This window comes from Streptomyces sp. XY006 (genome assembly GCF_002237655.1).
Classification (GTDB): Bacteria; Actinomycetota; Actinomycetes; order Streptomycetales; family Streptomycetaceae; genus Streptomyces; species Streptomyces levis.
Genome location: NZ_NOKT01000023.1, coordinates 139,637 through 150,366 on the forward strand (window position 1 = coordinate 139,637; position 10,730 = coordinate 150,366).

Sequence of the window (10,730 nt, forward strand, 5' to 3'; positions counted from 1 at the left end):
TTGGGTATCCTATCGAAGGGGTAACCCCGACCGAGCAAAGGAAAATCCCCGTGGCACCCACCACCGCCCTCACCGCCGACCAGGCCAACGCCCGCCTGCCCGAACTGACCGTCATCGACGTGCGCACCCCCGGCGAATACGCCTCCGGCCACCTGCCCGGCGCGCACAACATCCCCCTCGACCGCCTCGACGCAGCCCTGCCCGCCCTGAAAACCGCCGCAGACCGAGGCGACCTCCTCATCGTGTGCGCCTCCGGCGCCCGCTCCGCCCAAGCCTGCCGGCGCCTGGCCGACCAGAACATCACCGCCGCCACCCTCACCGGCGGTACCGCCGCCTGGACGCAGCTCGGCCACGACATCCACCGGCCCGCCGGTACCCGCACCCCCTGGGCCATGGACCGCCAGGTCCGCCTCGCCGCCGGAGCCCTCGTCCTGACCGGCCTGATCGCAGGACGCCGCTGGAACGCCGCCCGCCGGCTCTCCGCCGGCGTCGCCGGCGGCCTGGTCTTCTCCGCCCTCACCAACACCTGCGGCATGGCCAAGATGCTCGCCAAACTCCCCCACAACCAGCCCAAAGCCACCGACCTGAACGACACCCTCGCCGCCCTGACAGGCCACGTCGAGGATGACCGCCCCCCGTTCGACGCGGTCCGGCCCCGGCACGCCTGACCAGGTCATCCGCCATCGCCCTCCCTGTCATGGGGCCGGCGTCACTTGAGGAAGCCGCCTGTCTCCGCCGCCGGGGCAGGCAGTTCCGCCCAGATGACCTTGCCGTCCGCGGTGTGGCGGGTGCCCCAGCGCGCGGCGAACTGCGCCACCAGGAAGAGGCCGCGGCCCCCCTCCTCGACGACCTTCGCCCGTCGCATGTGGGGCGAGGTACTGCTGCCGTCCGTGACCGCGCAGATGAGACGGTTCTCGGTCCGGATCAGCCGCAGGGAGACAGGGCCGCGCCCATGACGGATCGCATTGGTAACCAGTTCGCTGACGATCAGCTCGGCGGAGAAGGTCAGATCCTCAAGCCCCCATTGGGCAAGGCGCTCGCTGCTCAGCGCGCGGGCCCTTCCGGCCGTTTCCGGTGCGAAGGCCAGTTTCCAGGACGCAACGTTGCCGACAGGCAGCGGGCGGGGCCGGGCGACCAGGAAGGCGACGTCGTCCGGAGGATGATCGGGCAGCAGGATGCGCTCCAGCGTGCCGGTGATCTCCTCCAGGGGACGGTCCGGATGGGCGAGCGTGAAGCTCAGTCGAGCCAGTCCGATGTCCGGATCGGTTGAGGACGCCGTGATGAGGCCGTCGGTGTACAGGGCCAGGACGCAGTCGTCCGGAATGTCACACTCCACCGCTTCGAAGGGCATGCCGCCCACGCCGAGCGGGGGGCCGGTCGGGATATCGCAGAACTCGACCGGTTTGTCCCTGTGCGCGAGGGCAGGCGGTGGGTGTCCGGCGCTGGCGAACGTCGCACGTCGCGTGACCGAGTCGTAGACGCCGTACAGACAGGTGGCGCCGACCACACCCTCGACGCCATAGGGATGCGCCGTCTCGGCCTCCTCGGCCAGGCGTTGCACCAGGTCGTCGAGGTGTGCCAGCAGTTCGTCGGGCGGCAGGTCCAGGTCGGCGAGCGTGTGCACAGCCGTGCGCAGCCGGCCCATCGTGGCAGCGGCTCGCAGTCCGTGCCCGACGACATCGCCGACCACCAGCCCCACCCGGCCACAGGCCAGGGGCAGCACATCGAACCAGTCACCGCCCACTCCCGCCTCCGTGTCGGCGGGCAGATAGCGGTAGGCGGCTTCCACAGCCGCGTGAGCAGGCGGTTCGTGCGGCAGCAGGCTGCGCTGGAGCATGAGGGCGGAGTGGCGCTCTCTGGTGAAGCGGCGTGCGTTGTCGATGCAGACCGCGGCCCGGGCCGCGAGTTCCTCGACGGTGAGCAGATCCTCCTGGGTGAAGGGTTCGGGAGTGCGCCACCGCATCAGGGTCGCCACCCCCATGGTGACGTCCCGCGCCCGGAGCGGGACCACCATGTGGGAGTGAATGCCCAGCTCCCGCATGCGCGAGCTGCGTACACCGTCCGCCGCCAACCAGGGGCTCGACGGCGCCAGCACGGCGTCCAGGACGGGTTCTCCGTTTGCCAGGCACCGCCACTGCGGAGACCCCTGCGCGTATCCGACCGCGCCGCCGGGCGGGACGACGACTTCGGGCAGGTCCTCCCGGACGGACTGGTGGAAGACCCGGCGCATGTCGCCCGTCCGGCCGGCCGACTGAGCGTCCGGCTCCCGGCTGTCCAGTACCGCACCGAGCAAGTCGACAGCGATGAAGTCGGCGATCTCGGGCACGGCGATAGCGGCGAACTCCTGTGCGGTGCGGCCCAGGTCCAGAGTGCTGCCGATCCGGGCGGCGGCCTTGTTCAGCAGCGTCAGTCTCTGCCGGGCCCGGTACATGTCGGTGACGTCGACCGACTCCTCACAGACGCCCAGGGGCCGGCCGGCCGCGTCCTGCAGTCGGTAGTAGGACAGTGACCACACGTGCTCGCGGTCCGGGTCCGCGAGCGTACGCCCCCGGTACGGCAGGTCGACGACGGACTGCCCGGTGAGGAGCACTTCGCTCATCATCTGCGTCACCGAGGGCGGGCCGCCGGTGGAAAGCACCTGGCTGCCGGGGTACAGATCGCCTTCGCCGAGCCCCACATACTGCGTGAACTCCCCCGGTAGCTCCTTGCGCGCCGCGGCATTGGCCCACACCACCCGCAAGTCGGGGCCGTAGATCGTCAGGGCGATCGGGGACTCGGCAGCGAGACCGTGCAGCATGGCCTGCCGCAACTGCCACTCCGCATGTTCCTCGGCGTCCGCCAGCAGCAGGAGGTAAGCGGTGCCGGCCGCCTCCGGGAGCCGGCACAACGACGTCGCCGCCCGAAACAGGTGGCCGGAGCGATGACGGAGGACCAGACGCCCACGGGATCCGCTGTCCGGTTGCGAGCTCAGCCAGTCCGAGTTCACCACGCCTGCCTGTGCCGACAGCGAGCCGATCGTTTGGCCAAGCACCTCTACGGCCTGGTAGCCGAGCAACTGTTCGGCCTGCGGACTCCAGCCGGTCACCTGCGTCCGGTCGTTCAGCATGACAACGGCTGCCCGCGTGACACTCAGCGGGTCGCCCTGATCGTCCGCCCCGGGGGCGGGTGTCAAGCTGGTCACCACATGTCCGTCCTCGCTGTGTCACTGCCGCTGGCGCCGTCAGCGCGCTACCTTCCAAGCATCTGCTTGCAGGAGCGGACGCACAACGGCTGCACCCTTCGACGGCGCCACGATCCGAGCAGCGACTCACACGCTCCGCAGTCCGCCGCGCTGAGCTGCGCGCCGTTGACCGCGGTCCGCCCCCTCCTTCGTTGGGCGTGGCCGGGGCTGATTCGTTGCCGGCCGCAAGGAACGAGGTCGGCGCGCGGTGACCGCCACCGGTGACGCCGAGGGCCGAACCGGACGTGCGCGATGACGGACGCCCGCCATCGAACGGGGGCACCGGATCCCAGCTGATCACACCCTTCGCACTCCAGTTCGCATACAACGCCACCGGCCGAAACGCAGACAGGATCGTTGTGCAGACCAGAAGCGGGCCGGACGGCTGCCGGCCGCCGCCCGCCAGCGGAGACAGGCGTGGAAGGGACGGCTCGTGATTCCGATGCAGCACCGCACGAAAGGGCCTGGCGTACTCGGCGCCACGCCTGAGCAGCCCATCGGGCCATTCGGCCGGTGGCAGGACGGCAACCGGGACGAAGAGCCCCTCTCGTCCGGGACACCGACGGGCTCGGCGACTTCGCAGAGTACAGACGGGGACCACTGTGACAGGGTCGCCCATCCCGCACGCATCGCGCAGGGTGCCCGGGAGCGAGGAGACGTGGGAGATGCCGGCTGTCCTCGTGCTGGTCATGGGCAGTGCCGCCCGGAGACCGGTGCCGGCGTCACGGATGGCTCCCGGGACGCTCGACCGTAGCGAGGAGGGTCCTTTACCGGCTTCGCGCATCGCAAGCACTTGAGGGGAGGTGTTTCGACCGCAGGCACAGGGGGATCCGGTGAGCGGAGGTCGCATCGCGTGCGGGTTCGGAAGTGAGCTGGCACCCAATACGCCCGCCCGCCCTGCCGTCCGGCTTCTCACGCGGGCGGCAGCGGTGTGGTGGTCTCGCTGTCGCTGCTCAGCACCGCTGACACCTCGCTTTCAATCGTCGCGGAGATGACGACGGCAACCCGCAGCCAGGCCCGAGCCATACCAGTACCGGCACAGTTCCTTCTGTCTGTCGAAGGGCCCGTACGTGGCGCGCCGCGCGGGAAACCCAGGGCAACGCACCGACGGCCGCACTGGGTGCAAGCGGCCAGCAACTCGGTGTCACTGATGCGAGGCGAGCCGCTCCCCGGCAACTCAGTTCCTCGACCGGGGCTCAACCCGAACTGATCGGCTGCTCGGGCAAGACCCTTGCACACCGCTCGCGAGTACCGCCTGTCCGGGCACTCGATCGACCAGGTCACCTCCGCTGCATCGACGGCACGCCGACAGCAATCGAAACACCCGAGCCGCTTTGGAGGAGCCGGAAAACGATGTGGCCAACGGATTCTTCCGCCGTGACCTGCCGCAGTGAGATCCAGCTGGTGCAGGAACACTTCATATCGGCCTCGTGATCACATGACGAGACGACCTACTTCGCTTCAGCAAGCGTATGCGTCTTGGTCGGCCGCTCCACGTCCCCCGGGGCGCGCGTTCCGCTATCAGGCCGTAAGCGCGTGCTGCCGATGCGCGCTTGCTTCGCAGGCCCTCAAGAGGACAACCGAGTGCGAAGCCGCCCACACCGGCGTCATCACCCACCTGCTCAGAAGCCACGTCAGGCCACACCCGCGGGGCTTCTCGTCGCACGCCGCTCTCACGCGACTATCACCGACTGCGTCGACTCCCCCGGACCAGAATCCCCTGACCTGGCATTACGCGCTCATCTCGGACTGGCCTGGACGCCCACGGACGGTCTCTACAACCTGTGCCAGGTCGTACCCAGTGAGGGACCGAGGATCAGGACGGGAGCCTCTTCCGGCCCGTCAAAGCGGTATTGCAGGGTGTTCGACGGTGTCTCACTCACGCCCCGCACCCTCTCACGTCTCACAGACGCCCGTATGACGCGGGGGTGCAGGACACCGCCGGGGGCGCGATCAGGCGGGGCGGATGTTCTCGGCCTGCGGGCCCTTCTGGCCCTGCGTGACGTCGAACTCGACCTTCTGGCCCTCCTGCAGCTCGCGGTAGCCCTGGCTGGCGATGTTGGAGTAGTGGGCGAAGACGTCGGGGCCGCCGCCCTCCTGCTCGATGAAGCCGAAGCCCTTCTCGCTGTTGAACCACTTCACTGTGCCCTTGGCCATGACCGTCTCCTTTGAGGGAAACCGGGCACGCGACCTGCGCGACCGGGAGGTGATCGCCCTGGTCCGGAGGCGCTGAACAGCAAGAACGCCCGTGAGGCGATCACGGGCGAACGGAACTTCGAAACCACGACTGCTGATCACAACGCTATAACGGCATGACGGAAGCCGCTAGCGGAAACGCGCCATCCGGCCCGGAACGAAGGGCTGGATCGCCCGTGAGGCTCGGCCCGTGGTGATCAGGCAGTCAGAAGATCGCACAGGCAATGGATCATCCTGTCCCGCTCTGCGGGTACCGTCAGGGTATGAGCCATCCGCACCCCGAACTGAAAGCCGCCCCGCCCCTTCCCGACGGAGGGCTGCGGGTCGTCGCCCTGGGCGGCCTGGGTGAGATCGGCCGCAACATGACCGTCTTCGAGCACGCCGGCAAGTTGCTCGTCGTCGACTGCGGCGTGCTGTTCCCCGAGGAGACCCAGCCCGGCGTGGACGTGATCCTGCCGGACTTCACCTCGATCCGGGACCGGCTGGACGACATCGTGGCCGTGGTCCTCACGCACGGCCACGAGGACCACATCGGCGGCGTGCCGTACCTGCTGCGCGAGCGGCGCGACATCCCCGTCGTCGGCTCGAAGCTGACGCTGGCGTTCCTGGAGGCCAAGCTCAAGGAACACGGCATCCGGCCGCGCACGGTGCGGGTGCGCGAGGGCGACCGGCGCGGCTTCGGGCCCTTCGACTGCGAGTTCGTGGCGGTCAACCACTCCATCCCGGACAGCCTCGCGGTCGCGATCCGCACCCGGGCCGGGATGGTGCTGCACACCGGCGACTTCAAGATGGACCAGTTCCCTCTCGACGACCGCATCACCGATCTGCGCGCCTTCGCCCGCCTCGGCGAGGAGGGCGTGGACCTGTTCCTCACCGACTCCACGAACGCCGAGGTACCCGGCTTCACCACCTCCGAGCGGGAGCTGAACCCGGCGATCGAGCAGGTGATGCGCACCGCGCCGCGCCGGGTCATCGTCTCCAGTTTCGCCAGCCACGTGCACCGCATCCAGCAGGTCCTGGACGCCGCCCACCAGCACGGCCGCAAGGTCGCCTTCGTCGGCCGGTCGATGGTCCGCAACATGGGCATCGCCCGTGACCTGGGCTATCTGAAGGTCCCCTCCGGTCTGGTCGTGAGCCCGAAGGAACTGGAGAAGCTCCCGGACCACAAGGTCGCTCTGGTGTGCACCGGCTCCCAGGGCGAACCGATGGCCGCGCTGTCACGGATGGCCAACCGCGACCACATGATCCGCATCGGCAAGGACGACACCGTCCTGCTCGCCAGCTCCCTGATCCCCGGCAACGAGAACGCCATCTACCGGGTGATCAACGGACTCACGCGGTGGGGCGCCCACGTGGTCCACAAGGGCAACGCCAAGGTGCACGTCTCCGGGCACGCCAGCGCCGGCGAACTCGTCTACTGCTACAACATCGTCAAACCCCGCAACGTCATGCCCGTGCACGGGGAATGGCGCCACCTCCGGGCCAACGGCGACCTCGCCATCCGTACCGGTGTCGACCCCGAACGGGTCGTCATCGCCGAGGACGGCGTCGTCGTCGACCTGGTCGACGGGCGGGCGTCCATCACCGGCAAGGTCCCCGCAGGCAACGTCTACGTGGACGGCATGGAGGTCGGCGGCGCCACGGAAGCGTCGCTCAAGGACCGTCTCACCCTCGCCGCCGAAGGCGTGGTCACGGTGGTGGCGATCGTCGACGCGGACACCGGCGCCCTCGCCGAGGCCCCCGACTTCCTGGCCCGCGGTTTCGTCCACGACGAGACCACCTTCGAGCCGGTCATTCCCGTCATCGAGAAGACCCTGGCCACCGCGGCGGAGGAAGGCGTCGGGGACGCGCGCCAGCTCGAACAACTCGTCGCCCGCGCCGTGGCGAACTGGGCGTTCCGCGCCCACCGTCGCAGGCCGCTCATCATCCCCGTCATCATCGACGCCTGAGCCGCGGCCCGGCAGCACGGTCCGCGGTTCCGGCGGCGGCTCCGCGAGCACCGAGGTCGGGCGCGCCCGACCTGTCGAGGCCGGGCGCGCCCGGACCGGACGGTGGCGTGGTCGCCGGGCCCGACGAGGCGGATCGCCCCGCCACCGGCAGCCGGCCGGCAGGTCCGCGGGAGAGTCGGTGTTACGGGCGACGGCCGACATGGCAGGTCGACACCTGCACGTCGTGGCTGGGCACGAACGCGACCGCTGCCCGGCCACTGCACCGGAACGCACGAGTGGGTGGCGCGAGTGCCGGTGAAGCGGTCAGATCGCGGGAGTCGTCGACTCAGCCGCCGCTCTTGCGCCTGAACGACCGCTGGCTCGCAGCCGGGCCGTGCGCCGAACGCACCTTCGACGCACCGGACTTGGCGGCAGCATCAGCAGTGCCCGCCTGCGCACCGCGCTTGCGCGCCAGGGCTTCACGGAACTTGCGCTTGAGGTCGTAGTTGCCGTCGCTGTCCGGCTCCAGAGGGGACGTCTCGGGGGCAGCCGGCTCCGAACCTTCCGTAGCTGCGTGCTCTGCGGTCATGGTGACCTCCTGGGTTCGGGGGGATGGGCAAGCACAGCTTGTCATGCCGGGCGCCGTGCGAGGCGCCGGCAACGTCATCCTGCTCCGTTTCGGCGGGCATCCCTCTCGCGGCCAAAGGCGCTGACTTCGAAGGCGAGGGCCAGGCTGCCGGGGCGACGGCTCTCAGCCGTTGCGACGCACGAGGGCGGCCTTGCGGGCCTCGGCGAGCTTGCGGGCCTCGCCCGCCTTCCGGGACTTGCCGCCGGCTCCGCGGGAGGTGCCCTTGCTGGTGCCGAGGCCGCGGAAGGGAGCGTTGGTGTTCTTGGGCCGAGGGGCGGTGGGCCCGCCGTCGAGCGGGATCCCGGAGGGAGTCCTGGCGCCGGTGATCCGGCTCAGCTCCGCCTCACCCGAGCGCACCTTGGTGACGGTCGGCTCGATGCCGGCCCCCGCCATCATGCGGCTCGTCTCACGCCGCTGGCCCGCCGGCACGAGCGTGACCACGCTGCCGGACTCGCCGGCGCGGGCGGTGCGGCCCGCCCGGTGCACATAGTCCTTGGCATCGGCGGGCGGGTCGACGTTGACCACGAGGTCGAGGTCGTCGACGTGCAGGCCACGGGCCGCGACATCGGTCGCCACCAGAACGGTGATCTCGCTGTTCTTGAACTGCGCCAGGGTCCGGGTGCGCTGTGGCTGGGACTTGCCGCTGTGCAGGGCCCCGGCGTGCACCCCGCTGGCCCGCAGATGCCGGGTGAGCTGGTCGACGGCGTGCTTGGTGTCGAGGAACAGCAGTACGCGGCCGTCGCGGGCGGCGATTTCCGTGATGACGGCGTAGCGGTCAGGGCCGTGGACGACCAGAAGGTGGTGCTCCATCGTCGCGACGGTGCCCGCGGCTGGGTCGACCGAGTGGACCATGGGGTCGTGGAGGTAGCGGCGGACCAGTTCATCGACGTCGCGATCGAGTGTGGCCGAGAAAAGCATCCGCTGACCGTCGGGGTGCACCTGGTCGAGCACGGCGGCAACCTGCGGCAGGAATCCCAAGTCGCACATCTGGTCGGCCTCGTCCAGCACGGTGATTCTCACCCGCCCCAGGCGGCAGGCGTTGCGCTCGATCAGGTCGTGCAGGCGTCCGGGGGTGGCGACGACCACCTCGGCTCCCTCGCGCAGCGCGGCGGCCTGCCGGCCGATCGACGTTCCGCCGACGACCGTGGCGATCCGCAGCCGCAGTGCCTCGGCGTACGGCGCCAGCGCCTGGGTGACCTGTTGGGCCAGCTCCCGGGTAGGCACCAGGACCAGAGCGAGGGGCTGCTTCGGTTCCGCGCGCCGCCCGGCCGTCCGCGTGAGCAGCGGCAGGCCGAAGGCGAGCGTCTTGCCTGATCCGGTGCGCCCGCGTCCCAGGATGTCGCGCCCCTGCAGGGCATCGGGCAGTGTGGCGGCCTGGATCGGGAAGGGTTCGCGCACCCCGAGTTCGCTCAGTGTCCGCAGCACCTGCGTCGGCAGTTGCAGACCGGCGAAGGTGACGGCCGGGAGCGGCGCCGGGGTCGTCGTCCCGGGCTGGGCGGGACGGCCGTGAGCGATACCGGAGTCATGGGGATGCTTCATGAACAGCCTTCCGTAAGGGAACGTACCGAGGAAGGCCCGGCAGGTCTGGACAGCCCGCGCACCAGCCGAGCGGAACAGGCGGAATCACCTGCCGCGACGACCACGCAAACGCGTGACACTAACACACGGCATGGCACGGGATCTGGCTCCCGTAAGCCGAGCGGGAGGAACACACCGCGTCATCCCGAAGGGATGCGGAACTCGAATTCGGGACGGTCCCACGGCACGGCGGGCGGGTTCGCAGGCGCGGTCCCGGTCCGCACGGCGCCGACACGGTGGTAGAAGTCCTCGGCGGGCAGATGCGACACGACCATGACACGGTCGAGTCCGGCGGCACGAGCCTCGGACTGCATGTGCGCGACGAGCAGCCGTCCGATCCCCCGTCCTTGCGCTTCGTCGGCGACGAACAGCAGGTCGAGCTCCGGTGGAGCAAGGACCAGCGAGTAGAACCCGAGGACCCGGTCTCCCTGCTCGTCGGCGCCGACGGCCACGAAGGCGCGGTGGGCCTCGATGTAGTCAGGGCCGACCCGGTAGCCCGCGACCGCGGATGCGTACTTGCCCTCGTAGGCGCCTGAGCCACGCACGAGCCGTGTGAGCCGTTTGGCATCCCGCGCAACGGCCCTCCGTATCGTGACCGGCGGGCCGGTCGGGGAAGTGCGTGAACTCATCGGGAGAGTATGTCGCACCGGAGCGTGCCGCCGTGCGGCGGGTCGGCTGCTCGGGCAGCTCAGGAAGCCGAAGGGGTTGTTGGGCGCCTGGGTGCAGTGGTCGGTGGACCAGTCGAACTCGTAGGCGGCCCAGGCGGCCTGGTTCTGGCGGGCGGCGTTCCAGGCGTCGTAGCTCGCCGCGCTGGTCTGCGTGAAGGAGGACAGCACCTGCGGCTTGTCCGCGGGGACGGCCTGTGCCGGGGCGGCGGACATGCCGACGGCGAGGGCACAGCCGGCCAGGGTCATGGAAAGGGTCGTGCGGCGACGCATGGGGGGACCTCCGGGTGAGCGGACAGGAAGTGCTCCCAATGTCGCCAGGACCGATATGAGGCCCCTATCGCGCGGTTATTCCCCCGCCGCGGGGCCCTCCGCGCACGACGTCGGCCTCCGGACCTGGAACGGTCCGGAGGCCGACGTCGGGGGGGTGCCTCTATGTGTTTCGTCAAGCGAGGTGTGGGGTTCTGGGTTCGTAGAAGGTGCCGTCGCGGAGCATCGCGAAGAGCACGTTGATC

General features: G+C 69.9%; 7 protein-coding genes. 2 read left to right on the plus strand and 5 right to left on the minus strand.

All coding sequences use genetic code 11. The features are described from left to right. Positions 1 to 50 precede the first annotated feature (50 nt). Positions 51 to 668: a rhodanese-like domain-containing protein gene (locus CHR28_RS25870; protein ID WP_094056082.1), complete on the plus strand. Its 618-nt coding sequence runs from the start codon at positions 51 to 53 to the stop codon at positions 666 to 668. Between the two features lie 41 nt (positions 669 to 709). On the opposite strand, the gene CHR28_RS25875 is transcribed toward CHR28_RS25870, so the two are convergent. Together CHR28_RS25875 and CHR28_RS25880 are read right to left on the minus strand one after the other, a co-directional pair. Next, positions 710 to 3,181, minus strand: a complete 2,472-nt coding sequence (locus CHR28_RS25875; RefSeq protein WP_256984404.1) for an ATP-binding SpoIIE family protein phosphatase — start codon at positions 3,179 to 3,181, stop codon at positions 710 to 712. Between the two features lie 1,992 nt (positions 3,182 to 5,173). Continuing rightward, positions 5,174 to 5,377: a cold-shock protein gene (locus tag CHR28_RS25880; RefSeq protein ID WP_014670069.1), complete on the minus strand. Its 204-nt coding sequence runs from the start codon at positions 5,375 to 5,377 to the stop codon at positions 5,174 to 5,176. Positions 5,378 to 5,679: 302 nt separating this feature from the next. Between CHR28_RS25880 and CHR28_RS25885 the strand changes: the two genes are divergently transcribed. After that, on the plus strand, positions 5,680 to 7,365 hold the full coding sequence (locus tag CHR28_RS25885; RefSeq protein ID WP_094056084.1) for a ribonuclease J: 1,686 nt from the start codon (positions 5,680 to 5,682) through the stop codon (positions 7,363 to 7,365). Positions 7,366 to 7,690: 325 nt separating this feature from the next. Here the strand turns inward: CHR28_RS25885 and CHR28_RS25890 are convergent, their stop codons facing one another. From CHR28_RS25890 to CHR28_RS25900, 3 genes are all read right to left on the minus strand, one after another. Further along, the gene (locus CHR28_RS25890) at positions 7,691 to 7,933 is read right to left on the minus strand and encodes a DUF5302 domain-containing protein (RefSeq protein WP_094056085.1); all 243 of its coding nucleotides are present in this window, start codon (positions 7,931 to 7,933) and stop codon (positions 7,691 to 7,693) included. A 162-nt stretch (positions 7,934 to 8,095) separates the two neighbouring features. Further along, on the minus strand, positions 8,096 to 9,511 hold the full coding sequence (locus CHR28_RS25895; RefSeq protein WP_094056086.1) for a DEAD/DEAH box helicase: 1,416 nt from the start codon (positions 9,509 to 9,511) through the stop codon (positions 8,096 to 8,098). Positions 9,512 to 9,690: 179 nt separating this feature from the next. Continuing rightward, positions 9,691 to 10,179: a GNAT family N-acetyltransferase gene (locus CHR28_RS25900; RefSeq protein WP_179272560.1), complete on the minus strand. Its 489-nt coding sequence runs from the start codon at positions 10,177 to 10,179 to the stop codon at positions 9,691 to 9,693. Positions 10,180 to 10,730: the final 551 nt, after the last annotated feature.